The 25174-nt window shown below is 63.2% G+C and carries 29 protein-coding genes; 10 read left to right on the top strand and 19 right to left on the bottom strand.

What is annotated here, in order from left to right; genetic code table 11:
• Nucleotides 1-120 precede the first annotated feature (120 nt).
• The 14 genes from queC to aspS all read right to left on the bottom strand — a co-directional run bounded on the left by queC (nt 121) and on the right by aspS (nt 12186).
• Entirely contained in the window at nt 121-795 is a 675-nt protein-coding gene (queC, locus tag IN820_RS19765) for a 7-cyano-7-deazaguanine synthase QueC (RefSeq protein WP_193682591.1), read from the bottom strand.
• Nucleotides 796-854: 59 nt separating this feature from the next.
• Nucleotides 855-1502: a 7-carboxy-7-deazaguanine synthase QueE gene (gene queE / locus IN820_RS19760; protein WP_193682602.1), complete on the bottom strand. Its 648-nt coding sequence runs from the start codon at nt 1500-1502 to the stop codon at nt 855-857.
• A gap of 120 nt (nt 1503-1622) precedes the next feature.
• Nucleotides 1623-2429, bottom strand: coding sequence for a tol-pal system protein YbgF (ybgF, locus tag IN820_RS19755; RefSeq protein ID WP_193682590.1), 807 nt, complete (start codon nt 2427-2429; stop codon nt 1623-1625).
• 6 nt (nt 2430-2435) lie between these two features.
• Complete coding sequence (gene pal, locus IN820_RS19750) at nt 2436-2939, bottom strand: peptidoglycan-associated lipoprotein Pal (RefSeq protein WP_193682589.1); 504 nt, start codon at nt 2937-2939, stop codon at nt 2436-2438.
• 48 nt (nt 2940-2987) lie between these two features.
• The gene (gene tolB / locus IN820_RS19745; RefSeq protein WP_193682588.1) at nt 2988-4289 is read right to left on the bottom strand and encodes a Tol-Pal system beta propeller repeat protein TolB; all 1302 of its coding nucleotides are present in this window, start codon (nt 4287-4289) and stop codon (nt 2988-2990) included.
• Nucleotides 4286-5284 (bottom strand): cell envelope integrity protein TolA, encoded by a 999-nt coding sequence (tolA, locus tag IN820_RS19740; protein WP_193682587.1) that lies wholly within the window; start codon nt 5282-5284, stop codon nt 4286-4288. Before tolA ends, tolB begins: the two co-directional genes overlap by 4 nt.
• Nucleotides 5284-5724 (bottom strand): protein TolR, encoded by a 441-nt coding sequence (tolR, locus tag IN820_RS19735; RefSeq protein ID WP_193682586.1) that lies wholly within the window; start codon nt 5722-5724, stop codon nt 5284-5286. Before tolR ends, tolA begins: the two co-directional genes overlap by 1 nt.
• Nucleotides 5725-5735: 11 nt before the next feature.
• On the bottom strand, nt 5736-6428 hold the full coding sequence (tolQ, locus tag IN820_RS19730; protein WP_193682585.1) for a protein TolQ: 693 nt from the start codon (nt 6426-6428) through the stop codon (nt 5736-5738).
• Between the two features lie 3 nt (nt 6429-6431).
• Complete coding sequence (ybgC, locus tag IN820_RS19725) at nt 6432-6875, bottom strand: tol-pal system-associated acyl-CoA thioesterase (protein WP_193682584.1); 444 nt, start codon at nt 6873-6875, stop codon at nt 6432-6434.
• A 51-nt stretch (nt 6876-6926) separates the two neighbouring features.
• The gene (gene ruvB / locus IN820_RS19720) at nt 6927-7979 is read right to left on the bottom strand and encodes a Holliday junction branch migration DNA helicase RuvB (protein ID WP_193682583.1); all 1053 of its coding nucleotides are present in this window, start codon (nt 7977-7979) and stop codon (nt 6927-6929) included.
• A 3-nt stretch (nt 7980-7982) separates the two neighbouring features.
• The gene (gene ruvA, locus IN820_RS19715; RefSeq protein WP_193682582.1) at nt 7983-8588 is read right to left on the bottom strand and encodes a Holliday junction branch migration protein RuvA; all 606 of its coding nucleotides are present in this window, start codon (nt 8586-8588) and stop codon (nt 7983-7985) included.
• A 188-nt stretch (nt 8589-8776) separates the two neighbouring features.
• Complete coding sequence (gene ruvC, locus IN820_RS19710; RefSeq protein WP_193682581.1) at nt 8777-9301, bottom strand: crossover junction endodeoxyribonuclease RuvC; 525 nt, start codon at nt 9299-9301, stop codon at nt 8777-8779.
• Between the two features lie 273 nt (nt 9302-9574).
• Complete coding sequence (locus IN820_RS19705) at nt 9575-10324, bottom strand: YebC/PmpR family DNA-binding transcriptional regulator (RefSeq protein ID WP_193682580.1); 750 nt, start codon at nt 10322-10324, stop codon at nt 9575-9577.
• An 86-nt stretch (nt 10325-10410) separates the two neighbouring features.
• Nucleotides 10411-12186, bottom strand: a complete 1776-nt coding sequence (gene aspS / locus IN820_RS19700; RefSeq protein ID WP_193682579.1) for an aspartate--tRNA ligase — start codon at nt 12184-12186, stop codon at nt 10411-10413.
• A gap of 423 nt (nt 12187-12609) precedes the next feature.
• Here aspS and IN820_RS19695 point away from each other — a divergent pair, with 423 nt between their 5' ends.
• Together IN820_RS19695 and IN820_RS22895 are read left to right on the top strand one after the other, a co-directional pair.
• The gene (locus tag IN820_RS19695) at nt 12610-13080 is read left to right on the top strand and encodes a Dps family protein (RefSeq protein ID WP_193682578.1); all 471 of its coding nucleotides are present in this window, start codon (nt 12610-12612) and stop codon (nt 13078-13080) included.
• Between the two features lie 693 nt (nt 13081-13773).
• Nucleotides 13774-14379, top strand: a complete 606-nt coding sequence (locus IN820_RS22895) for a cold-shock protein (RefSeq protein WP_313025739.1) — start codon at nt 13774-13776, stop codon at nt 14377-14379.
• A 235-nt stretch (nt 14380-14614) separates the two neighbouring features.
• Here IN820_RS22895 and IN820_RS19685 read toward each other — a convergent pair whose 3' ends face one another.
• On the bottom strand, nt 14615-14821 hold the full coding sequence (locus tag IN820_RS19685; protein WP_193682577.1) for a SlyX family protein: 207 nt from the start codon (nt 14819-14821) through the stop codon (nt 14615-14617).
• 2 nt (nt 14822-14823) lie between these two features.
• Nucleotides 14824-15246 (bottom strand): HIT family protein, encoded by a 423-nt coding sequence (locus IN820_RS19680; RefSeq protein WP_193682600.1) that lies wholly within the window; start codon nt 15244-15246, stop codon nt 14824-14826.
• A gap of 442 nt (nt 15247-15688) precedes the next feature.
• Between IN820_RS19680 and IN820_RS19675 the strand changes: the two genes are divergently transcribed.
• The 4 genes from IN820_RS19675 to IN820_RS19660 all read left to right on the top strand — a co-directional run bounded on the left by IN820_RS19675 (nt 15689) and on the right by IN820_RS19660 (nt 20355).
• Nucleotides 15689-16951 carry an OprD family porin gene (locus IN820_RS19675; protein ID WP_193682576.1) on the top strand — a complete coding sequence of 421 codons (1263 nt, stop codon included), beginning with the start codon at nt 15689-15691 and terminating at the stop codon, nt 16949-16951.
• Nucleotides 16952-17115: 164 nt separating this feature from the next.
• Nucleotides 17116-18831, top strand: coding sequence for a proline--tRNA ligase (locus tag IN820_RS19670; protein ID WP_193682575.1), 1716 nt, complete (start codon nt 17116-17118; stop codon nt 18829-18831).
• A gap of 9 nt (nt 18832-18840) precedes the next feature.
• The gene (locus IN820_RS19665; protein WP_193682574.1) at nt 18841-19776 is read left to right on the top strand and encodes a hypothetical protein; all 936 of its coding nucleotides are present in this window, start codon (nt 18841-18843) and stop codon (nt 19774-19776) included.
• Nucleotides 19777-19782: 6 nt separating this feature from the next.
• Nucleotides 19783-20355 carry a lytic transglycosylase domain-containing protein gene (locus IN820_RS19660; RefSeq protein WP_193682573.1) on the top strand — a complete coding sequence of 191 codons (573 nt, stop codon included), beginning with the start codon at nt 19783-19785 and terminating at the stop codon, nt 20353-20355.
• 184 nt (nt 20356-20539) lie between these two features.
• Here the strand turns inward: IN820_RS19660 and IN820_RS19655 are convergent, their stop codons facing one another.
• Nucleotides 20540-20998 carry a TlpA family protein disulfide reductase gene (locus IN820_RS19655; RefSeq protein ID WP_193682572.1) on the bottom strand — a complete coding sequence of 153 codons (459 nt, stop codon included), beginning with the start codon at nt 20996-20998 and terminating at the stop codon, nt 20540-20542.
• A 233-nt stretch (nt 20999-21231) separates the two neighbouring features.
• Between IN820_RS19655 and IN820_RS19650 the strand changes: the two genes are divergently transcribed.
• Nucleotides 21232-21624, top strand: coding sequence for a hypothetical protein (locus tag IN820_RS19650; protein WP_193682599.1), 393 nt, complete (start codon nt 21232-21234; stop codon nt 21622-21624).
• 395 nt (nt 21625-22019) lie between these two features.
• Here the strand turns inward: IN820_RS19650 and IN820_RS19645 are convergent, their stop codons facing one another.
• A complete protein-coding gene (locus IN820_RS19645; protein WP_193682571.1) occupies nt 22020-22214 on the bottom strand; it encodes a hypothetical protein in 195 nt (64 codons plus the stop codon).
• A gap of 149 nt (nt 22215-22363) precedes the next feature.
• On the bottom strand, nt 22364-23596 hold the full coding sequence (locus IN820_RS19640; protein WP_193682570.1) for a virulence factor BrkB family protein: 1233 nt from the start codon (nt 23594-23596) through the stop codon (nt 22364-22366).
• 163 nt (nt 23597-23759) lie between these two features.
• Here IN820_RS19640 and arsC point away from each other — a divergent pair, with 163 nt between their 5' ends.
• The 3 genes from arsC to IN820_RS19625 are packed head-to-tail and all read left to right on the top strand — an operon-like array spanning nt 23760 to nt 25118.
• Nucleotides 23760-24113, top strand: a complete 354-nt coding sequence (arsC, locus tag IN820_RS19635) for an arsenate reductase (glutaredoxin) (RefSeq protein WP_193682598.1) — start codon at nt 23760-23762, stop codon at nt 24111-24113.
• Nucleotides 24110-24715 carry an NAD(P)H:quinone oxidoreductase gene (gene wrbA, locus IN820_RS19630; protein ID WP_193682569.1) on the top strand — a complete coding sequence of 202 codons (606 nt, stop codon included), beginning with the start codon at nt 24110-24112 and terminating at the stop codon, nt 24713-24715. Before arsC ends, wrbA begins: the two co-directional genes overlap by 4 nt.
• Nucleotides 24708-25118: a DUF2069 domain-containing protein gene (locus IN820_RS19625; RefSeq protein WP_193682568.1), complete on the top strand. Its 411-nt coding sequence runs from the start codon at nt 24708-24710 to the stop codon at nt 25116-25118. The genes wrbA and IN820_RS19625 overlap by 8 nt, the downstream gene beginning before the upstream one ends.
• Nucleotides 25119-25174: the final 56 nt, after the last annotated feature.

Below are 25174 nucleotides of genomic sequence, written 5' to 3'. Positions count from 1 at the left end.
GACCAATTGGTTAAAAGCCAACTGCTCTACCAACTGAGCTAACGACCCAATGCGGGGCGCATGATACTGATTTGATTGATTAAATCAAAGTTTTTTTTAAAAAATCTCAGCGAAGAGCTTTTAGCGATAACGGGTCGGGTCGGCCAGCCCGGCCTCGGCGAAGCCCGCGGCACGCAAACGGCAGCTGTCGCATTTCCCACACGCACGCCCATCCTCGTCCGCCTGGTAGCAGGAAACGGTCATTGCGTAATCCACACCCAGGCGAGCGCCTTCCTGAACGATCCGCGCCTTGCTCATATCCTGCAGCGGCGCCTGGATGCGGAAGCCTACCCCTTCGACACCGGCCTTGGTCGCCAGATTGGCCATGCGTTCGAAGGCCTCGACGAACTCCGGGCGGCAATCCGGGTAGCCCGAGTAATCGACCGCGTTGACACCGATGAAGATGTCCCGGGCACCGAGCACCTCGGCCCAGCCCAGCGCCAGCGAGAGGAACACGGTGTTGCGCGCCGGCACGTAGGTCACGGGAATGCCTTCGCTCGGCGCCTCCGGCACGTCGATGCTGTCATCGGTCAATGCCGATCCGCCGATGCCGTTCAGGTTGAGCCCTATGACCTTGTGCTCGGCCACGCCCAATTGCCTGGCAACTCGCTCGGCGGCCTGCAGCTCGGCGCGGTGCCGCTGGCCGTAGTCGAAGCTCATGCTGTAGCAGCGGTAGCCCTGGTCGCGCGCGATGGCCACGACCGTGGCCGAATCGAGCCCACCGGACAGCAGGATGACGGCTTTCTTCTCATTCATTTCGCGATTCCCTCAAAACGGATGCCGGCCGCCGCAAGGAAACCGGCGGACCTGACGACTCAATGCCCTGGTGCGTCGTTCCAGATGATCTTGTGCAACTGCAGTTGCAGACGCACCGGCAGATTGTCCGCAACGATCCAGTCGGCCAGTGCGCGCACGTCCACCTGGCCATGGCTGGGCGAGAACAGCACTTCGCCGGCCCGCTGATCCAGGCGGTACTCGATCAGCTTGGAAACGGCCCAGTCGTAATCCTCACGGGAGCAGATGACGAACTTCACCTGGTCGTTGGGCGTCAGGTAGCCGATGTTCTCGTAGCGGTTGCGCTGCACCTCGGCCGAACCCGGCGTTTTCAGGTCCAGCACGCGGCTGACCCGCTCGTCCACGGCGGAAATATCGAGCGCACCACTGGTTTCCAGCGATACCGCGTAACCGGCATCGCACAGCTGCCGCAGCAACGGCAGGCAGTTCGGCTGAGCCAGCGGCTCGCCGCCGGTAACGCAGACATAACGGGGATTGTAGGCGCCGACGCGTTCGATGATCGCATCGAGCGGCAGCGGCTCTCCGCCACTGAATGCATAGGCGGTATCGCAATATTGACAGCGCAGGGGACAGCCGGTCAGGCGAACGAACACGGTGGGCAGACCACTGGTACGTGTTTCCCCCTGCAGCGAGTAGAAAATCTCGGTAATTCGCAGGGTCTGGTGCATATCGGCCACGGGCGTGACGGCTAAACAGGCCATCCGCCTCCGTTGCGGGAAAAGGGTGGCGATTCTAACGAAAAAACCCGCGCAATGGGCGGGTTCATTCGTTCACGCCGTCGGGATTGGTCAGCGATTGAGCTGACGCTGAGCCAGCTGCGCAGCCGAGGTATTCGGATATTGCGCGATGACCTCGCGCAGGATGCCCTGCGCCCTGTCACGATTGCCCAGGCGCTGCTCCACATCGGCGAGCTTGTAGAGCGAATCCGGCACCTTGCTGTGCTGCGGGTATGCCTGACTGACCTTGGCGAACGCTTGCCCGGCGCCTTGCAGGTCGCCTTTGGCCAGATTCACCTCACCCAGCCAGTACTGGGCGTTGCCGGCGTACCGGCTGTTGGGGTATTTGCGCAGGAATGCCGCGAAGGCCTGGCTGGCCTTGTCGAAATCCTTCGCCTTGATGAGATCGAAGGCGGCGTCGTAGTACAGCTTCTCCTGCTCCGGATCACCCGCCTGGCTGCCGGCCTGGGCCTGGCTGGCAGCCGGGGCGTCGACATTGGCGGCGGCGGGCTCGCGGGCAGGCCCAGCCTGATTCGCACCGGCGGCTCCGCCCGACAGGCGTCGGTCGAGATCCTGGTACCGCTCCAGCCCCTCCTGCTGCAGGCGCTGGATCTGATTCTGTTGTTCCTCGAGCATGCCGCGCAGTTGCGCGATCTCCTCCTGCATCTGCTGCAGTTGCATGAAGAGCATGCCCTGCGCCGAAGACGGAGCCGCAGCCCCGCCTCCGGCATAGGCACCGTCATTGCTCGGCGCGCTCGTGGAGTAGCCGGGGCTGCCGCTGCCGGCACCCTGTTCGTAATCCACGACCGGCACTTGGGCCGCCGCGATGAGCGGCAGACCGAGCACTGCGAAAGTCAGAGCATGACGGTACTTGCGCATGACGAATTACTTACGCAGTTCGACGCGACGGTTCTGAGCCCAGGACTGCTCGTCGTTACCCATGGCGACCGGACGCTCTTCGCCGTAGGAAACCAGTTCCAGCTGAGCCGGGGAAACACCCTGCAGGACCAGGTAACGCTGAACGGCCTTGGAGCGGCGCTCGCCCAGAGCCATGTTGTACTCGCGGGTACCACGCTCGTCGGTGTGGCCTTCCAGAACGACGCGAGCGCCGTTGCCTTTCAGGTCCTTGGCGTGAACGTCCAGCGCGCGCATGGCTTCCGGCTTCAGGTCGGAGCTGTCGTATTCGAAGTAGAAGGTGGTGATGGCGCGCAGAGCGGCTTCTTCGCTCAGGCTGCCGTCGATGGCGCCGGAATCGGCACCGTAACCAGCGTTCGGATCGATAGCGCCCGAGCCTTCGCCCGAATCGTCGCCGCCCTTGGAGGAACAACCGACAGCAACAGCCATGGCCAGAGCCAGAGCGGTGAACTTACCGAATTTCAGCATTTCCATCTGTAACAACCCCAGGTGTGTTTTTGGTTAAAAAGCGTTGATACCGCATCAGTTCAGGTAAGGGGACCAGGACGGCTCTCGGACTTCGCCTTGAGCTGTAGGAAGCGGGAGCCTAACGCGTCCGTTGATGGACACGAGCATCAAGACTCCCCGGCCCTGCTGGCGGGTGGCGTAGATTAGCATGGTGCCATTAGGCGCAACAGTGGGTGACTCATCCAGACTGGTATCCGAAAGTATCCGCAGATTGCCGCGTTGCAGGTCCTGCGCGGCGACCTTGAAATTGGTATAGCCGTCCTGGCGGTGGATCATCACCAGGGTCTTCTCGTCGGCCGACAATTTCGGGTTGGCGTTGTAGTTGCCCACGAAGGTCACGCGCTCGGCCGCATTGCTGCCCAGCCGCTGCTTGTATACCTGCGGCTTGCCGGCACGGTCGGACGTGTAATAGATGGTCTGACCGTCGGCGCCCCAGAAGGGTTCGGTGTCGATGGCGTAGTGATTGGTCAGGCGCTGCAACTGCCGAGAGCCGAGGTCCATCACGTAGATTTCCGGGTTGCCATCCTTCGACAGCACGAAGGCCAGGCGATTGCCGTCCGGCGAGAATGCCGGCGCACCATTCAGGCCTTCGAAACTGGTGATCTGCTCGCGCCGCCCGGTGTCGACATGCTGGATGAAGATACGCGGGCGCTTCTGCTCGAACGAGACATAGGCGATGCGACGACCATCCGGCGAGTAGCGCGGCGAAAGGATCGGCTCGCGCGATTGCAGCAGGGTCACCGCACGGGCACCGTCATAATCGGAACGCTGCAGGGTATAGCGGGTATTCGTGCCGCCCAGGCGCTCGGCGGTCACGTACAGCAGGCGGGTGGAAAAGGCGCCCTTGATGCCGGTGAGCTTCTCGAACGACTGATCCGCCGCGTAGTGCGCCATGTCGCGCAGCTGCTCCTGGCTACCGCCGACGGTTCCGCTCATGACCTGCTGCTCGGTGGCCACGTTGAACACCTCGTAGCGTACCTGCAGGCGGCCACCCGACGGCTCGATGTTGCCCACCATGACGTACTGGGCGCCGAGGGCTTTCCAGTCACGATAGATGATCTCGCTGCCACGGCTGGGCATGCTGATCATGTTCTGCCGTGGGATCGGCTGGAAGATGCCGGAGTTGCGCAGGTCATTGCCGACGATCTCGGCCATGTCCTCGGGCAGCACGGTACCGCCCTGCCAGCCGAAGGGAACCACGGCAATGGGGATGGCTCTGTCGGCACCACTGGTGACGACGATGTTTTTCTCCTGTGCAACCGCGCTGCCCAGCAGGCAGCAGAGCAGGACAAGTAAACCTCGAAGGGAGTTGATCACAACGCTAGATCCTCAGGCGTAAATGTCATTTTGAATGACCGATAGGGCTGGAATTCCTGGGGGGTGAGCCCCTGCATTTCCGTCAGCCGTCCGATGTTCTTCACTGCGGCCACCGCAGAGTTGTCGAATGGCACGTCACCGCTCGATCTCGACACGCTGACGTTGGTGATGGTGCCATCCGGAAGCATGTTGACCTGGAGCTGAACCGTCATGTTGTTGCGCGCCGACGGCGGGCGGGTCCAGCCTTCTGCCGCACGCAAGCGAATCAGATCGTCGAAATTTCCAGACGTTTGATCGCCCTGAGTATCCGCCAAGGCCTGCTGACGCTGGGTATCTTCGGCGAGCAGTTCGGCGAGCGCCTGGGCCTTCTTGTCTTCCGCCGCCTTGCGCGCCGCCTCGGCCGCGGCCTTCTTCTTCGCCTCTTCGGCTGCCTTCTGCTTCGCGGCCTCAGCCGCCGCTTTCTTCTTGGCTTCCTCCGCCGCTTTGCGCTTGGCCTCTTCGGCGGCCTTCTTCTTGGCCTCTTCCGCTGCTTTTTTCTTGGCCGCCTCTTCTGCAGCCGTCTTCTTGGCGATTTCGGCCTGCTTCTGCTGCTCGACCTTCTTGGCCTCTTCAGCCTTCTTCGCCGCAGCCGCCTTTTCAGCCGCCGCTTTCGCCGCCTCGGCCTTTCGAGCCTCCTCGGCTTTCTTTTGTTCCGCCGCCCGGGCCGCCGCCTGCTTCTCCTGCTCCTGCTTGCGCTGCTCCATCTGCTCGGTTTCGAACTGCTTGGCAGCGGTCTTCTGCGCCTCCCCGGCGATCTTCTGGTTGGTCTGGGTGGTCGCCTGGCTCTGCGATTTCAGTTGATACAGCGTAGCCTGCACGATCGGCTTGGACGGCGGCAGTTCCGGCGTCATGCCGAAGCTGACGAAGAGCATGCCGAAGATGATGACGTGCAGGCCGACCGCCAGCACGGTCGGCCAGAAGTAGCTCTGCGAAGGCGACGACTCACGCTGCTGCATCAAGGAGCCTCGGTGATCAGGCCGACGTTGCCCACGCCCGCATCCTGCAGACCACCCATGGCAGCCATGACCGAGCCATAGTCCACGGCCCTGTCGCCACGAATGAACACCTGGGTGTCCGGCCGCTGACGCATGATCGCCACGACCGCCCGGGTCATGTCCTCGAGCGCGACGGCTTCGTTACCCTTGCTCTCGGTATCCACTTCACTGCCGACGTTCCAGTAATAGGACTTGTCGGCCTTGATGGAAATGGTCAGCACCTGCTTGTCGTTGTCCTGCGGCAGGACCTCGCTGCTGACCCTGGGCAGGTCCACCTTGACGCCCTGGTTGAGCATCGGTGCGGTCACCATGAAGATCACCAGCAGCACCAGCATCACATCGATGTAGGGCACCACGTTCATCTCGGCGACGGGCTTGCGTCTGTTGCGGATTCTGGCCATGGCCGTGGGCCTCAATCTTCGGTGGTATGGACTTTACGGTGAAGGATGGCCTGGAACTCGTCGGCGAAGGTGTAGTAGCGGCCGATGAGCATCTCGCCACGCGCGGCGAAGCGGTTGTAGGCAATGACCGCGGGGATGGCGGCGAACAGGCCGATCGCGGTGGCGATCAGCGCCTCGGCGATCCCCGGAGCGACGGTCGCCAGGGTGGCCTGCTGGACCTGAGCCAGGCCGCGGAAGGAGTTCATGATCCCCCAGACGGTGCCGAACAGGCCGATATAGGGGCTGGTGGAACCGACGGTGGCAAGGAACGGCAGGCTCTGCTCGAGCTTCTCCTCCTCCCGCGAAATCGCCACGCGCATGGCACGGTTGACGCCGTCCATCACCGCATCGGGATCGACGCCCGACTGTTGGCGCAGACGGGAAAATTCCTTGAAGCCGGCGCGGAAGATCTGCTCGACACCCGAATCCGGGTCCGGATTGCTGCCGGCCTGGCGATAGAGCTTGGACAGGTCGATGCCCGACCAGAAGCGCTCCTCGAAGGTATCCAGCGCTCGCTTCGCGGCGCGCAGCATGTTGCCGCGCTGAAAAATCAGAATCCACGAGGTCACCGAAGCGGCGACAAGGATCAGCATGACCAGTTGCACCACGAAGCTGGCGTTGCTGATCAGGCTCCACATGGACATGTGATCGACGTTGGCTTCCACGCTTTACTCTCCTGCAGGGGGTAGACCCGCGCCAGCGAAGGCTGCGCGCAGCACTTCGGGAATGACCCGGGGTTTCAAACTTTCGGCACGTACGCAGGCCACCAGCACCTGCCCCTCACAAAGCAGCACATCGTCCACCGCGCGCCGGACCTGCTGGCGAAAACGCAGGCTGGCACGGTTCAGCGCGACCACCTCGGCACTCACCAGCAGCTCGTCGTCCAGGCGCGCCGGCGCGAAATAGCGCGCCTCGCTCGAATGCACGACGAACAGCAAGTCCTCGCCGGCCAGCTGCGACTGGGCGAATCCCAGGCTGCGCAACCGCTCGGTACGAGCTCGCTCCATGAATTTGAGGTAGTTGACGTAGTAGACAATGCCGCCCGCATCGGTGTCCTCGTAATAGACTCGACAGCGGTGGGTGAAGATTTCAGCTCCGGCTTGCGCGCGCATACTAGTGCTCGGCCCTGTAAATGCCAATCGGGTAAGAGAACAATATTTTCTTCAAACTGTGTCGTCGCCGAACAGGTCCGGCGTCGGGACGTCGCCCATGCGTTTCGGCAGGTTCAAACCGAAGTGCAGGTAGGCGTGCCTCGTGACCACGCGGCCACGTGGCGTGCGCATGATGTAGCCCTGCTGGATCAGGTAGGGCTCGAGCACGTCCTCGATGGTGTGTCGTTCCTCGCTGATCGCCGCCGCCAGGCTGTCGACGCCCACCGGCCCGCCATCGAACTTCTCGATCAGGGTCAGCAGCAGGCGGCGATCCTGATGGTCGAAGCCGCGTTCGTCGACATCCAGCATGTTCAACGCCAGGTCGGCGATCTGCCGGGTGATCTCGCCCCGCCCGCGCACTTCGGCGAAGTCCCGCACCCGGCGCAGCAGGCGGTTGGCGATCCGCGGCGTGCCGCGCGCGCGGCGCGCGATCTCGAAGGCACCTTCGGCTTCGGTCGGCAGCCCGAGGATGCCGGCGGAGCGGCTGACGATGGTCGCCAGGTCCTCGGTGGAATAGAACTCCAGGCGCTGGACGATCCCGAAACGATCACGCAGCGGGTTGGTCAGCATGCCGGCACGGGTGGTCGCCCCGACCAGGGTGAACGGCGGCAGGTCGAGTTTGATCGAACGCGCCGCCGGTCCCTCGCCGATCATGATGTCCAGCTGGAAGTCCTCCATCGCCGGATACAGCACCTCCTCGACGATCGGTGAGAGGCGATGGATCTCGTCGACGAACAGCACGTCGCCGGCTTCCAGGTTGGTCAGCAAGGCCGCGAGATCGCCCGGGCGCTCGAGCACCGGGCCCGAGGTGCTCTTGATCGACACACCCATTTCCTCGGCAATGATGTTCGCCAGGGTGGTCTTGCCGAGACCGGGCGGGCCGAAGATGAGGGTATGGTCGAGCGCTTCGCCGCGGCCCCTGGCGGCACGGATGAACAGGTCCATCTGCTCGCGCACGACCGGCTGGCCGATATAGTCGGCCAGCCTCAGCGGGCGGATGGCGCGGTCCAGCTGTTCGTCGCGGTCGCGACTGCCGGCGGTGACAAGACGATCGGCTTCGATCATGCCTTACACCATGCCCTTGAGGGCTCGGCGGATCAATTCTTCACTGCTCAAACCGTCTTCCTGTATGGCGGATACCGCGCGGCTGGCCTCCTGCGGCTTGAAGCCCAGGGAGATCAACGCGCTGACCGCATCGTTCTCGGCGCTTGAGACTGCCGTTTTACTGCTGGGTTCCACCACGAAGGTGGCAATGGCCGGCATGCTTTCCCAGGCCTTGAAGCGATCCTTGAGCTCGACCAGCAGGCGCTCGGCGGTCTTCTTGCCGACGCCTGGAATCTTGACGAGTACCGAAGTGTCCTGGGCCTGCACGCAGCGCACCAGTTCGTCCACCTCCAGTCCGGACATCAGCGCCAGCGCCAGCTTCGGCCCTACCCCATTCAAGCGGATCAGCTCGCGGAACAGCTCGCGCTCGCGTTTTTCGAAGAAGCCATAGAGCAGTTGCGCATCCTCACGCACCACCAGATGGGTATGCAGGGTCACCGGTTCGCCGGCCGCCGGCAGACGATAGAGCGTCGTCATCGGCACCTCGACTTCGTAGCCGATTCCATGCACATCGAGGATCAGGTGCGGCGGCTGCTTCTCCGCCAGGGTGCCACGCAAACGTCCGATCACAGTCCCGCTTCCTCCACGGCCGCGAAGCCCGGCTCCCGGCCAATCGAATTGTTTCCGCCCATGGCGTAATGCCGTTCGGATAAGGCAGAGATTACTTCGTAGGAGCGCGCCATGCGCGCGAATCGTGGGCGTGGCCCGCTCCTACATGTTCCTGCATCCCACTTGCGGCCCATGGCGGACGATCACGATTACAGCCGCAGACGCCCGCCGCGCCGCTTGGCGCCGACCAGTCCATGAGGGATCAGGCTTTGCCGATGATGGGCATGGCACAGCGCGATGGCCAGCGCATCGGAAGCGTCGATCTGCGGTTTCTGCACAAGCTTGAGCAGGTGCATGACCATCATCTGCACCTGCTGCTTGTCCGCGCCGCCCGTGCCGGCGATGGCCTGCTTGACCTGGGTGGCGGTGTACTCGGCGATCTGCAGGCCCGCCTCGGCACCGGCGACGATGGCGGCGCCTCGCGCCTGGCCGAGCTTCAGCGCCGAGTCTGCATTGCGCGCCATGAACACCTGCTCGATGCCCATGGTCACCGGGCCGTAGGTACGAATCACCTCGCTGACGCCGCAGAACACCGCCTGCAGCCGCTCGGACAGCTCGCCGCTGCCGGTGCGAATGCAGCCGGAGGCCACGTATTCGCAGCCGCGCCCGGTGTCGCGCACCACCCCGTAGCCGGTGATCCGCGACCCGGGGTCGATTCCCAAAATCAGCGTCATGCCCATGGCCGTGCTGTCTATTTATCCAGTGAGCGAGTATACGGAGGCGCCACCCGCAGCGCCACCGGCGCCGTCACAGGGCGCGCCGTCCACCATGGCAATGGCAACCACGCGGGTTTCACCCGCCCTACGGTTCGCACGGTGCTCGCTCTGACGTAGGGCGGGCTGCAACCCGCCAAGCGCGGCCCGCATCTGCACCAGAGCCCCGGGATGGCACCCACAAAAAACCGGAAGCGCATCAGGCGACTCCCGGCTTTTCTGGCGCCCGACAACTCAGCCCAGCTGCTGCATGATCTCGTCGGAAATCTCGGCGTTGTGGTAGACGTTCTGCACGTCGTCCAGGTCTTCCAGCGCATCGATCAGGCGCAGCACCTTCTGCGCCGTCTCGACGTCGGTGACCGGCGCCGCGATCGACGGGATCATCGCCACCTCGGCCTCGTCGCCCTTGAATCCCGCTTCGGTCAGCGCCTCGTTGACCGCGAGGAAGTCGGCGAAGCTGGTATAGACCTCGACCGAACCGTCTTCCTGGCTGACCACGTCATCGGCACCCGCCTCCAGCGCAGCCTCCATCAGGGCATCCTCGTCGACGCCTGGGGCATAGCTGATCTGCCCCTTGCGCTCGAACATGTAGGCCACCGAACCATCGGTGCCCAGGTTGCCGCCATGCTTGCTGAAGGCATGGCGCACTTCGGCGGCGGTACGGTTGCGGTTGTCGGTCATGGCCTCGACGATGATCGCCACGCCGCTGGGGGCATAGCCTTCGTAGCTCAGCTCGACCATGTTGTCGGCATCGCTAGAGCCGGCGCCGCGGGCGATGGCGCGATCGATGGTGTCGCGGGTCATGTTGGCGGTCAGTGCCTTGTCCACGGCCAGGCGCAGGCGCGGGTTGTCGGCCGGCACGCCGCCGCCATGCTTGGCGGCCACGGTCAGTTCGCGGATCAACTTGGTGAAAATCTTGCCCCGCTTGGCGTCCTGGCGCTCCTTGCGGTGCTTGATATTGGCCCATTTGGAATGACCAGCCATAACTCACTCCTATCAAGTTCTGAGCTGCAAGCCGCAAGCTACAAGCCTCAAGCAAGGCTCTTGCAGCTTGAAGCTTGCAGCTGCCTTTATTCCGCCTTGGGCTGCTCGCGCAGGCGGATGTGCAGTTCGCGCAGTGCCTTGCTGTCCACCGCACCCGGCGCCTGGGTCATCACGTCCGCGGCGCTCTGGGTTTTCGGGAAGGCGATCACTTCGCGGATCGACTGTGCGCCGGTCATCAGCATCACCAGGCGATCCAGGCCGAAGGCCAGGCCACCGTGCGGCGGCGCACCGTATTTCAGCGCATCGAGGAGGAAGCCGAACTTCTCTTCCTGTTCCGCCTCTTCGATGCCGAGGATGCGGAACACCGCCTGCTGCATTTCCTTGCGGTGGATACGGATGGAACCGCCACCCAGTTCGGTGCCGTTGAGCACCATGTCGTAGGCGCGCGAGAGCGCGGCGGCCGGGTCGGCCTCCAGCGCCTGCGGGGAGCACTTGGGCGCGGTGAACGGGTGGTGCAGCGCACTCAGCGAACCGTCGTCGTTCTCTTCGAACATCGGGAAGTCGACCACCCACAGCGGCGCCCAGTCGCAGGTCAGCAGCTTGAGGTCATGGCCGAGCTTGATGCGCAGCGCGCCCAGCGCCTCAGACACGATCTTCGCCTTGTCGGCGCCGAAGAACACGATGTCGCCGTCCACCGCGCCGACGCGATCGAGGATCACGTTGAGGTTGTCCTCGGGGATGAACTTGACGATCGGCGACTGCAGGCCCTCGACACCCTTGGCGCGCTCGTTGACCTTGATGTAGGCCAGCCCCTTGGCGCCGTAGATGCCGACGAACTTGGTGTAGTCGTCGATCTGGCTGCGCGGCATGCTCGCCGCACCCGGTACGCGCAGGGCGGCGACGCGACCTTTCGGATCGTTGGCCGGACCGCTGAAGACCTTGAATTCGACCGCGCTCAGTTGGTCGGCGACGTCCACCAGCTCCAGCGGGATGCGCAGGTCGGGCTTGTCCGAGCCGTAGCGGCGCATGGCCTCTTCGAATGGCATGTGCGGGAACTCGCCGAATTCCAGGCCCAGCACTTCCTTGAACAGCTTGCGGATCATGCCCTCGGTGATGGCCATGATGTCCGCCTCGTCGAGGAAGCTGGTCTCGATGTCGATCTGGGTGAATTCCGGCTGGCGATCGGCGCGCAGGTCTTCGTCGCGGAAGCATTTGGCGATCTGATAGTAGCGGTCGAAGCCGGCCACCATCAGCAGTTGCTTGAACAACTGCGGCGACTGCGGCAGGGCAAAGAAGCTGCCAGGATGGGTGCGACTGGGGACCAGGTAGTCACGCGCGCCTTCCGGAGTGGCACGGGTCAGGATCGGCGTCTCGACATCGAGGAAGCCGTTCTCGTCCAGGTAGCGGCGAATGCTGGTGGTGATGCTCGAGCGCAGCTTGAGCTTCTCCGCCATTTCCGGGCGACGCAGGTCGATGAAGCGATAGCGCAGGCGGGTCTCCTCGCCGACGTCGCTGTATTCGTTGAGCGGGAACGGCGGGGTTTCCGACTCGTTCAGCACTTCCAGTTCGTAGCCCAGCACCTCGATGGCACCGGAGGCCATGTTCGGGTTGACCGCTCCGGCGGGACGCAGGCGCACCTTGCCGGTCACCTTGATCACGTATTCGCTGCGCACGCGGTCGGCGGTGGCGAAAGTCTCGGCACGATCGGGATCGAAGACCACCTGGGCCAGGCCTTCACGATCGCGCACATCGAGGAAGATCACCCCGCCGTGGTCACGACGGCGATGAACCCAGCCGCAAAGAGTGATTTCCTGGCCGTCCAGGCTTTCGTTCAGTTGGCCGCAATAGTGGCTGCGCATCATGGTGGTGTTCGCTTCTCGTATCTTGAATTCGTTGGGGCGCTCGAGCCGCGACAGGCAGACGGCACCGTAGCTGCGTCTGTGCGGAAACGGGCATCTGCTGCCAGCCGTGCCGCACTGCGCAAGGGTGCCTGCCTCTACCAGCATGGCGATCGAGCCGCCGGGCACAAGGGCGGGATTATATCCGCATAATCGCCACGGCGCAGCCGTCGGCCGGCCGATCAGGCGATTGGCCGTAGACGATGATTGAACTCCGCCCGAGACAGCGCCTTCTTATTGATGAGCATCAACTCCAGGGGCCGCATCGTTTCACCACGCGAGGCGTTTTTCTGGCATAACTAACAACGCCCGTTGACGTTTCATCGACGGCCGCGCCAGCGCTGAAACGTCAACAGACCTCACGTACCACCCCACCAGGAGAGAAACATGGAAATCAACATCGGCATCGCCGAACAGGACCGCGCCGCCATCGCCGAAGGCCTGTCCCGCCTGCTCGCCGACACCTACACCCTGTACCTGAAGACCCATAACTTCCATTGGAACGTCACCGGCCCGATGTTCAACACCCTGCACACCATGTTCGAGACCCAGTACACCGAACTGGCGGTGGCGGTGGACGACATCGCCGAGCGCATCCGCGCCCTGGGCTTCCCGGCACCGGGCACCTACGCCGCTTACGCCCGCCTGTCCTCGATCAAGGAAGAAGAAGGCGTTCCTGCCGCCGAAGAGATGATCAAGCTGCTGGTCGAAGGGCAGGAAGCGGTCGTCCGAACTGCCCGCGGCATCTTCCCGCTGCTGGACAAGACCAGTGACGAGCCGACCGCCGACCTGCTGACCCAGCGCATGCAAAGCCACGAAAAAACTGCCTGGATGCTGCGCAGCCTGCTGGCCGCCTGAGCCTCCAGAAGGCGGAGGCGCACTGAGGCGCTTCCGCCCTCATCCCCCCAACGCATCCCCCCCGCGAACCACGGCCGTAGCAGTGAAGCAAACATCGCTTCGATGCCCGGCACCGTCCCAATTAAAACAAGGGTGCGCTACATGCCCCACAGGCGCCAAAGCCCGGCGGTGCGCGCGCACCTCACGAAAAGGCCACGCCCCCCCCTTATGCGTTGCAGGGCCCCGTTCGAAGTGCTTGCCGCGGATGTTGCGTGAAACACCCCGATATCGGGCAATCGGGCGCAAGCCGGTAGGTTGGCGCTGAGCGCAGCGAAGCCCAACAGGCCCTGGCATGACGCGTTGGGCTCGTCGCTTCGCGCCTCAGACTGCGCACCCCAACCCAACCGGCTTATCGCCCATTTCGTCGCGAACCGTGCTGCTGCGGCTTGCACTGGTATCTCAACAGGCACCGGGCCTGCATTCGCCGCAAGGGCGCGTGGCCCACAAGACCGGAGTCGCCGACTGCTTTTCCTGCGCGGAGCGGTCAATGCTCATTTGAGCGGCCCCCTCCTTTGCTGTTAAATACGCCGCGCTGCAGCCCGGGCCGCGCGACTCGTCAGACCGTGTTCGCTCCTGCCTGACGAACCTTCCACCAACGCGCATCCGGCAGCTGCCGCTTTTCCTGTCGTGTCATCAACCGTGAGCCCTATAAGAATGCTTAAGATCGTCCATGTCCTGGCAGGCGTCATCGCCCTGCTGTTGTCATTTGTTCCCAGTCTGCGCGGCGGCATGCCGCTCCTGCTACAGCCCGAAGCCCTGTGCCTGCTGATGCTCGGCCTGCTGAATGTCCAATTCATCCCTTCCGCCCAACTGGCTGACGGCCGCACCCGCCCGGTGATAATCGCGGCGTCCGCACTACTGTTGCTCGCCGTCGTATTCCAGGCCGCCGTCCTGCTCGCCCCGCTGGCGGAAATCGCCGGCCAGCCCGCCACCCTGGCCAGCCTGCTGCTCGCCTTCGTCGCGATACTGCTGCACCTGGCTACGACCCAGGCCGGCAACATGCAACCCAAGGCGCGCGCGCGCGCAAGCGCACCATCCGCCATCGGCCGTGAGACCGGCACGGTGAAGTGGTTCAACACCTCGAAAGGGTTCGGCTTCATCTCGAGAGATGGCGGCGACGACGTGTTCGTGCATTTTCGCGCCATTCGCGGCGAAGGGCATCGCGTCCTGGTCGAAGGCCAGCGCGTGGAATTCACCATCATGATGCGCGACAAGGGACTGCAGGCCGAGGATGTCATCCCGGTGCAGCCCGGTCGCTGAACCACTCGCAGGGTGCGCTTCGCCCACCGCATGCGCCGAGGCCTGGCGAAGCGACCCCTACGAAAAGGCTATGCCCCCTTGCGTGTTGCATGGGGGCCGCAGGCTGGGTCGGGGCGCGTAGCCTGAGGAGCGCAGCGACGAAGCCCAACACGTTCGTGGTCATACCTGTTGGGCTTCGCTGCGCTCAGTGCCAACCTACCGGCAAGCGATCGCGGCCAGCCCCTGGCCCCGCCACTCAATAATGCGGTGGCGGCGCCTCATCCCCCCCCGTATCCAGCGTGCTCTGCATTTCCTCCTGGCGCCTGGCCAATGCACCCAATTGCAGTTGCACGCGCTCGATGATCCGTTGCTGCTCGACCACCACATCGTTCAAGGTCTGAATCGTATCGTCCTGAAACGCCAGACGCGTCTCCAGATCGGCCACTCGCGATTCCAGATCCATAATCATTCTCCAAAACGGAAGTGATCGGTCAGCACCAGCCTGAGCTTATCCCTGATGGCCGCCACCTGCTCGGCGGTGTACGGCTTCGCCGCCTGCCGCCCCCAGACCGGCGCCGGCCAGGCCGCATCGTCGCGACGCCTGGCGATGACGTGCATGTGCAGCTGCCCGACCACGTTACCGAGCGTCGCGATGTTCATCTTGTCCGCACCGAAGGTATCCTTCAGCGTCTCGGCCAGCGACGTGGTTTCCTGCCATAGCGCCTGCTGATCCGCAGCGTCGAGCTGAAACAACTCACTGATTTCCTCGCGTCGCGGCACCAGGATGAACCAGGGGTACTGCGCATCATTCATCAACAGCAACCGGCAGAGCGGAAAATCACCCAGCGGCAAGGTATCCTGCTCCAGGCGTGAATCGAGAACGAACATAGGGCTCTCCCGTTCGGCAACAACCAAAAGAATGAACAGCGCGGCTGCGCTGCATCGACTGCGAAAAGGATACTCCATGCATTCGCCACCACAAGAACCCGCTCAGCGAACGCACCAATGCAGCGCCACGCCGGAGAGAGACGGCCTCGTTTCGGTGCAAACAACGTATCAGCCGCCCGAAAACCGCCATGGAAATCACTATTTTTCGATTTGAGTACGTTTCTTGCTGAGCCTTTCACGGAACGCGGCTTCAAAACGTCGCAGCAGATAAAGCGCTGCTTGCTCTAGCGCATCGCTAGGGCTAAACAGTACATTCTCTGTATGGCTTTTGTGCCAAGCGCAATCATCTGGTAAAAGCCTGACCGGAACCCAAGAAGTTGCATCTTTTTCGCTCACGTGTCGAAAAAGTAAGCACCGTTTAAAACCAAAGGAGCAATCACCCATGAAAGTGATGAAGTGGAGCGTAATCGCGCTGGCCGTAGCGGCGGGCACCTCCCAAATGGCATTCGCCAGCCAGCAGTCGGAAGCCAATGGCTTCGTCGAGGGTGCGAAGCTGGATCTGTTGCTGCGTAACGCGTATTTCCTGCGTGACCATGGCGACGGAGTACAGGATCAGTCCCGCTGGGGCCAAGGTTTCATCGCCACCTTCGAATCCGGCTTCACTCAAGGCACCATCGGTGTAGGCGTCGATGCCTATGGCCTGCTGGGTGTCAAACTGGATACGGGCAAGAGCCGTGAAGACGGCGGCATCGCCTTCTTCGGTACCGACAGCAGCGGCAAACCGCACGACGACCTGTCCGAAGCCGGCGCAGCCATCAAGTTCCGGGCTTCCAACACCGTACTGAAGTATGGCAACCAGATGCCATCGATGCCGGTCCTGGCTCACGACACCACTCGCCTGCTGCCGCAGACCTTCACTGGCACCCTGCTCACCAGCAATGAAATCGAGGGGCTGGAGCTCAATGCAGGCCGCTTCACTGGGCAAAACAACCTGACTCAAACCGGGCACGATAACGGCGGATTGAAATCAATCGACGTGCTCGGCGGCACTTACAGCTTTACCGATAACCTCAGCGCCTCGCTGTACTTCTCGGACGTCGAAGACGTCTACAACAAGAAGTACGCCAACGTTAACTATGTAATGCCGTTCACCGAGGATCAGTCCTTGGCGCTCGATTTCAACATCTACAAAACCGACTTTGACAACGGCTCGGTTGCCGCAACCGACTGGGGTGGAGATGGTGTCAGCGATGAAAACACCATCTGGAGCCTGGCTGCCACCTACAGCGTAGGCGCCCATGCCTTCATCCTCGCGCATCAGCGCGTCTCGGGAGACGCCGGCTACGCCTACGATTATGGCGACGGCGGCAATGGCATTTATCTGGCCAACTCCTTCCTCTCCGACTTCAACTCGAAGGACGAGCGCTCGTGGCAGGCTAGCTATGAGCTGGACTTCAGCGGCTATGGAGTACCGGGGCTGTTCTGGAAAACCGCTTACCTGCGCGGTAGCAATATCGACCTCGGCAACGGTGATCGGGGCACCGAGCGCGAGATCTTCAACCAGGTTCAGTACGTCATTCAAAGTGGACCTGCCAAGGATCTCTCTTTCAAATTGCGCAACTCGATTCTGCGTACCAGCAATGGTTACTGGAACGACATGAATGAAATCCGTGCCTTCGTCGAATACCCGCTGAGCATCCTGTAACACAGGCGCCCAGACTATTCGAAGCGAAATGGAGCCCGGCGAAAGCCGGGCTCTTTCGTTTCCAGGAGCCGCGCCAATCCATCCTCCCGCATCCTGTACGCCGCACCCCGCGCGCCGTACAATGCCGAGCCAAATTCCAGCCTCTGCAAGGACATAACGGCCACATGCGCACCAGTCAGTTCCTGCTCTCGACCCTCAAAGAAACCCCATCCGATGCCGTGGTCATCAGCCACCAGTTGATGCTGCGTGCCGGGATGATCCGCAAGCTGGCATCCGGTCTGTACACCTGGATGCCGATGGGGCTGCGCGCGCTGCGCAAGGCCGAGGTTATCGTCCGCGAGGAAATGAACAAGGCCGGCGCCCTGGAAGTATTGATGCCGGCCATCCAGCCGGCCGAACTGTGGCAGGAATCCGGCCGCTGGGAGCAGTACGGCCCCGAACTGCTGCGCCTGAAAGATCGCCATGATCGCGAGTTCTGCGTCGGCCCGACCCACGAGGAAGTCATTACCGATCTGGCACGCAACGAGTTGAACAGCTACAAGCAGTTGCCAATCAACTTTTACCAGATCCAGACCAAGTTCCGCGACGAGATCCGCCCGCGCTTCGGCCTCATGCGCGGGCGCGAGTTCCTGATGAAGGATGCCTACTCCTTCCACCTCTCCCAGGCGTCGCTGCAGGAAACCTACGACCGCATGCACGAGGCGTACTGCAACATCTTCACCCGCCTGGGCCTGGACTTCCGCCCGGTACAGGCCGACACCGGCTCCATCGGCGGCACCGGCTCCCATGAATTCCACGTGCTGGCCGAATCCGGCGAAGACGATATCGCCTTCAGCGACGCCTCCGACTACGCCGCCAACATCGAGAAGGCCGAAGCCATTCCGCGCGAAACCGAGCGCGCCGCCGCCAGCGAAGAACTGCGCCTGGTCGATACACCGAATGCCAAGACCATCATCGAGCTGATCGAGCAGTTCGACCTGGCGATCGAGAAAACCGTGAAGACGCTGGTCGTGCATGGCGTCGAGGAAGGCCAGCTGATCGCCTTGATCGTGCGTGGCGATCATGAACTGAACGAGATCAAGGCCGCCAATCTCGAGCAGGTCGCCAGCCCGCTGGTGTTCGCCTCGGAAGCGGAGATTCGCGCCGCGATCGGCGCCGGTCCCGGCTCACTGGGCCCGCTGAACCTGCCGATCCCCTGCATCGTCGATCGCTCGGTGGCGCTGATGAGCGATTTCGGTGCCGGTGCCAACATCGACGACAAGCACTACTTCGGCCTGAACTGGGAGCGCGACCTGCCGCTGCCGCAGGTCGCCGACTTGCGCAACGTCGTCGCCGGCGATCCGAGCCCGGACGGTCAGGGCACGCTGGTGATCAAGCGTGGCATCGAGGTCGGGCACATCTTCCAGCTCGGCACCAAGTACAGCGAAGCCATGAACTGCCAGGTAATGGGCGAGAACGGCAAGCCGGTGACGTTGACCATGGGCTGCTACGGCATCGGCGTGTCGCGCGTGGTCGCCGCCGCCATCGAGCAGAACTACGACGACCGCGGCATCCTCTGGCCGGACGCCCTGGCGCCCTTCCAGATCGCGCTGGTACCGATGAAATACGAGGCCGAAGCGGTTCGCGAGACGACCGACAGGCTTTATGCCGACCTCACCGCAGCCGGCTATGAAGTTCTGCTCGACGACCGTGACAAGAAGACCAGTCCCGGCGTCAAATTCGCCGACATGGAGCTGATCGGCATTCCGCATCGCATCGTCATCAGCGACCGCGGGCTTGCCGACGGCACCCTGGAGTACAAGCACCGTCGTGACGCCCAGCCGCAGGCCGTTGCCGCGGCCGACATTCTGTCCTTCATCAATTCGCGTGTTCATCGCTGACCGGAAATCATGCTCAACCGACATGTAGTCGTTTCAACCAGCGCCGCGGTTTGCGCGGCGCTTCTCCTTGGCGGCTGCGCCAACCACCTGCCCCAGCGCAGCGAGCACGAGGCACGCACCGAACGCAAGCTGCTCGACCACAGCCTGCGCATCGAACTCGGTGAACCGCAGGTGCTGGAACTGCCACAACGACGCATCCGGGTCCAGGAGCAGAAAACCTTCGAAGTCACCGACTTCGAAGTCACCCGCCGCTATGATCGCTACACCCCCTATCAGCCCTGGCGCGAGCTGTATGAAATCCCCCTGGGCGTGGTCGCGGTGGTCGCCGGCGTCGGCGCCAACGTGCTCAACGTGGTCATGCTCGGCAACATGCCGGAGCGCGCCACGCGCGATTGGATCAGTTACGGTTTCGCCGGCATCAACCCATTCATGAACACCGAATCCAACGGGCGCTCGCAGCAGAACCTCGCCAGCCTCGACGAGCAACGCCGGGACGCAAGGCTCGAATACACCAGCCTGCCGTGGGCCGAGCGGCCGATAACGGTGATCGCCGGCCCGCATACCCATGAACTCGCCACCGACCGCAATGGCGTGTTGCGCCTCAATCTGCTCGACGGGACCTTCGCCGACCAGGACATCACCCAGGTGGGCAAGTTGCTGCTGAGCGTCGAGGACCAGCAGGACGGCACCCGCGCCGATGCCGCCTTGCTGGTCAGTCACAAGCTGCGCGGCAAGCTGCAGGAAGCACACGAGCTGATCTTCGACGATCTCGAGGGTGACGACGTGGCGCAATGGGTGCATCGAGTCAGACGCCTGTCCGAACTCGGCCTGGAAGAAGAAGCCAGCGAACTCGAGCAGAGCCTGATCGAGCTGACCCGCAACGATCCGGAGCTGCAGCAGCAATTCCTGCGCAGCCTGCTCGACGGTGCCACCCAGGGAGACTGAAGCCCCATGAGGGTGCGTGACCTTCTGTTGTCGCTGCTGCTGACCCTCACGCTTCCAGCGGCAGCCAACATCCGCCAGGCCCCGGACCCCGAGCTGCGCGAGCTGATGCAGCGCACCGTGGCCGAGGCGGACAGTTTTCAGGATCGCTTCGATGCCGAAGTCTGGCTGGTCGACATGTCCAGCCGGCTCGAACGCTACATGCCTAATGCAGGGGAACGCCTGGCACTGCTCAGGCTGGTTCATGGCGAGGCGAGCAAAGCCGGCCTGAAGCCGGAACTGGTGCTGGCACTGATTCATGCCGAGAGCCACTTCGACCGCTTCGCCATTTCCAGCGTCGGCGCTCAGGGAATGATGCAGGTGATGCCCTTCTGGAAGGCGGAGCTGGGCCGGCCGCAGGACAATCTCACCGACAACGCCACCAACCTGCGCTATGGCTGTACCATCCTCAGCTACTACCTGAAGAAGGAAAACGGCGACATCAACCGCGCGCTGGCCCGCTACAACGGCAGCCTCGGCAAGAACCACTATCCGGCGAAGGTGATCGGCTTCTGGCAGGACTTCTGGTACGTCAGGCCTTGAAGACCGCTCTCAGCTGGACGCTAGGCACGCTCGCGATCCGCGCCATCGCCATACCGGCGCTTTTCGTAGGGCACGCTATACGCACCGCCAGGACTCGGTGCACGCGGTGCGCACAGCGCACCCTACGGGCCGCGCCGGATATCGGCTGGCAGGGCGCGAAACCCAACGCGCGAAGCATCGCGGACTAGCCTCCTTTCAGCCTCGCCAGATGCCCGGCAATACCCTCGGCGGTCTGCTCGCCCACCAGCCGCTCACGCACCTTGCCCTTCTCGTCCACCAGGTAGGTCACCGGCAGCACGGCACTGCGCGGCAGTTGAAGGCGCTCGGCCGGATCGTCGCTGAGCACCCTGAAACGAATCCCCAATGCCTCGGCGGCCTGGGCCAGCTCTTCGCCACGCAGCTCGTCGAAGTTGACGCCGAGCACCTCGACCTCATCCGTCGTCTCGGCCAATGCATTGAGCTCCGGAATCTCGGTACGACAGGGACCGCACCATTCGGCCCAGTAGTTGATCAGCAGCCAGCGCCCTTCGAGCTGGGCGGCGGTGACGTCGCGCCCATGCTGGTCGACCCCCCAATCCTTCTCGCAGCCGGCGAGCAGCAGGCAGGCGAGCAGGACGAGCAAAGGAGCGAGTGGCTTGGTCATAGTCGAAAATCCCCACGGCACGGACCCTGGCAGCATACCGCTTCCCTGCGCACATGGCACCGCGCCCGGTCCGGCGCCGCATCCTGACGCCTGAATCGATGAGTGCCAAGGAACCGGCGCATTTTCGCCGTTCTGCGAGTTCGGTCACGCACGACGACGCTCGAGCGCACAGTTTTGCCGAAACGGCGCTGACTATAATTCGGCACCCGCCACCGATAGCCCGTAGCGAAGCCATGTCCAAACTCCATGACAAACTGATCGGTACCGTTCCCTCGCGCATCGTCGAACAAGCTTCCATCGCCCTGACGTCATACGAAGGCCGCATAACGGAGTTCAATGTCGCCAGCTGGTTGCAGGTGCAAGGACATGCGGGGCTGTCGGTATCGCTGGTGGTCAAGTACCGCGACGGTCAGCAACAGCGCGAAGCCGCGGTCGATCATGGGCGAACCGATGCGGTCGGCAAGATTCTGCTCTCGGGCATTGCCCGGCTGCCGGTCAAGCACAGGATCGAAGACCTGCAGGTTCATCTGCGCCCCACCACCGCGGTGACGGCGATCACCATCGACGAGCTGTTCGTACACCCGGTCGAGCCTGTTGCAGCTGACAGGAAGACGGCCCAGGCGTAGTCGATTGTCTTGGAAGTTCGTTATCCATGAGTCGCCACGACTCGGGAGAAGCGCAAGAGCTCTTCGGGCGTAGGCGCCTGGGAGACGCCTACTCCTTGCTGGCGATCCCGACCATCATTGCCGATGATCGCCAGCAAGCTGGCTCCTACAACATAATGTCCAGTGAGTTAACAACCTAGACACTAGGGTCTGTTGACGTCTCGCTACGCCCATCAGTCTGGAAGAAAGCGCTGCGCGATTTTCGATACGGTGGTCGGCGTGCAGGGCGTACGCTGTAGGAGCGAGCCATGCTCGCGATATCTCGCAGTTGCCAAGGGTTCGCGAGCATCGCTCGCTCCTACGAAAAGCTTTTTTTGCAGCGACGTCGTTCGCGATGAACGGCAACGGCCCCGCCCCTAGCTACTCGCCTTTTTCGGTTTCGGCAGTAGTTCGTCAAGACCGGGCTGCCGCGCCTTCTCCGGCACTTCTGCACGCTCAACCAGCGACTCGGGCCATTGCGTGAAACGCAGGCCAGTGAGGCGGTTCAACGATTCGAGCGCCGCGCCTGGCGCCCGCTGGTGCAAATAAACAATGGTGCGTTTGCCGTTCATGACGCCGTCCTTTCCAGCCGCAAGCAAGACATAGCCAGAAACGTGCCATGCGCCGTAATCGCGGCTGCGCCCCAAAAGCCGCGGTGCCTGGCGTCCAACACGCCGTTGGCAATGGCAAAGTGCCTGAAACGACCAGCGCATTCACACCCTTACTGACGATTTTTGTCACCGCTCGCCTGCAGCCAGTCGGCCAGGCTGCCACCGAACAGGTTGGTCTGCTCCCTCTGCAGCAGTTCGAGGGAGCGGCGCAGCATCGGATACCACGGCTCGTCGAGCTGCTCGGGCAGTTGCACCCGTGCCGAGAGTGGCCAGGGATTGCAACGCAGCAGCTGGTCCAGGCTGTAATTACCGAGATCGCGGCACAGCACCCAACCATCGGAGCCGGTGCGGCAGACCAGTTGCTCACGCTCGAGGAATTCGAGGATTTCGTCCCATTCATCCTCCGGCAGGCGCAGCCCCGCCTTGTGCAGATCGCGCAGACGCAGCTCCCGGCCCTCCTGCTGACGTTGATGCAGATGACGCAGCAGCATCAACATGACCACCAAACGCGGCAGGGGGCGGCGGCGCCACTGCTGCGACGACGACAACCCGCAAACCAGCTCCGCGCCGAACAGCACGATCATCCACGACAGGTAGATCCACAACAGGAACAGTGGTACCGCGGCGAAGGCGCCATAGATCAGCTGGTAGCTGGGAAAATAGCTGACGTATGCGGCAAACAGCTGCTTCGCCGCCTCGAACAGCACGGCAGTGAACACGCCGCCCACCAGCGCGTGGCGCAGCGGTACGCGGGTGTTCGGCACCGCGGCGTAGATCAGAGTGAAGGCCGCCACGCTGAGCAGCAGCGGCATCATCTTGATCACCGCGCCCACCCCGATCACCGCGTTGGGACCGGAAATCAGCGACAGCGAGGTGATGTAGGTGCTGGTGGCGAATCCTGCGCCCAGCAGCAGCGGCCCGAGACTGAGAATCGCCCAGTACAGCAGGAAACTGGACATCCCCCTGCGCGGCTGCCGCACCCGCCAGATGGTGTTGAAGGCCTTTTCGATGGTCAGCAGCATCATCAGCGCCGTCGCCATCAGGAAACCGACGCCGAACCAGGTCAACTGGCGCGCCTGACCGGTGAACGCCACCAGGTACTCCTGGATGGTGGCCCCGGTGGAAGGGATGAAATTGTTGAATATGTAGAACTGGATCTGCTCGCCGACGCCCTTGAACGCCGGGATCGCCGACAGCATGGCGAACGTCACGGTCATCATCGGCACCACGGCGAACAGCGTGGTATAGGTCAGCGCCGCCGCGCTGTGCGGCCCCCGATCGGCCAGGAAGCGCCTGACCAGGAAGCGGATGAACTCCAGCATATTGTCGATGCGCTGCTGCATCCCTTCTCCTTGAATGGGCTGAAACGTCGGCAAAAGGCACCCACCGTCTTGTAGCCCGGACCAGGCGAACATGGCTCCTTCCGCATCAGCGGAGCGCCGCCTTTCGGCCGGCACCCCGGAGAAGGTTAGAATGGCCACCTCAACCGGCGAGACGCAACCACAAATGACCGAACTCACCCTGTATCACAACCCGCGCTGCTCCAAATCGCGCGGGGCACTGGAACTTCTCGAGGCCCGCGGCCTGACGCCCGACATCGTGCGCTATCTGGAAACGCCACCCAGCGCAACCGAACTCGAGGCCCTGCTGGGCAAGCTCGGCCTCACCCCGAGGCAGCTATTGCGCACCGGCGAAGAAGAATACAAGAGCCTCAACCTGGCCGATCCCGCCCTCGGCGACGCGCAGCTCATCGAGGCGATGGTCGCGCACCCGCGCCTGATCGAGCGCCCGATCCTGATCGCCGGCGACAAGGCGATCGTCGGCCGACCTCCGGAAAAAGTGCTGGAGATCCTGCCGTGAACGCCCCTTACGTCCTGGTGCTGTACTACAGCCGTCACGGCGCCACCGCGGAGATGGCCCGGCAGATCGCCCGCGGCGTGGAGATGACCGGCCTGGAAGCGCGCCTGCGCACGGTGCCGGCGGTCTCCGCGGAATGCGAAGCGGTGGCCCCGACGATTCCCGACTCAGGCGCGCTGTACGTGACGATCGACGACCTGAAGCACTGCGCCGGCCTGGCCCTCGGCAGCCCGACGCGCTTCGGCAACATGGCCGCGCCGCTGAAGTACTTCCTCGACGGCACCAGCAGCCTCTGGCTCACCGGCGAGCTGGTCGGCAAACCCGCCGGCGTCTTCACCTCCACCGCCAGCCTGCACGGCGGCCAGGAAAGCACCCTGCTGTCGATGCTGCTGCCGCTGCTGCACCACGGCATGCTGGTGCTCGGCCTGCCTTACAGCGAGAACGCCCTGCTGCAGACCCGTGGTGGCGGCACGCCCTATGGCGCCAGCCATCATGCCGGCGCGGACGGCAAGCGCCTGCTCGACGAACATGAAATCGCCCTCTGCCGCGCCCTTGGCCAGCGGCTGGCACAGACCGCCCAGCGCCTGGAGACTGCCCGTGGCTAGAAAGCCGAAACCACTGCCGTCGCTGGACTGGCTCAAGCCCCGGATCAAACTCAGCCGGGCGATCAGCCTCGCCAGCTTCCTCGGCCTGGCCGTACTGCTGGTCGTCTGGAACCTGGCGTTCGCCGATCTGCACGGTGCCCGTACCTGGGTCGTACTCAGCATCCAGCTCGTCCCGCTGCTGCTGGTCGCGCCCGGCATCGTCGCCGGCAGTCCGCGCGCGCACGCCTGGACCTGCTTCATCGTCAACCTGTACTTCATCCAGGGCGTACTGGCCGCCATCGACCCGGCGCGCATGCTCTATGGCTGGCTGGAAGCCGCCATCAGCCTGACGCTATTCATCGCCGCCCTGCTCTACACCCGCTGGGGCTATCAGTACGAACGCAAGGCCGCGGGCGAGAGCTGAAACACGCCAGATCCCGCACCGCGCAGGAGCGAGCCATGCTCGCGAATGCAGCCCAC

Source organism: Pseudomonas lopnurensis (assembly GCF_015070855.1).
GTDB classification, from domain to species: Bacteria; Pseudomonadota; Gammaproteobacteria; order Pseudomonadales; family Pseudomonadaceae; genus Stutzerimonas; species Stutzerimonas lopnurensis.
This window is presented reverse-complemented; position numbering and strand designations above follow the sequence as displayed.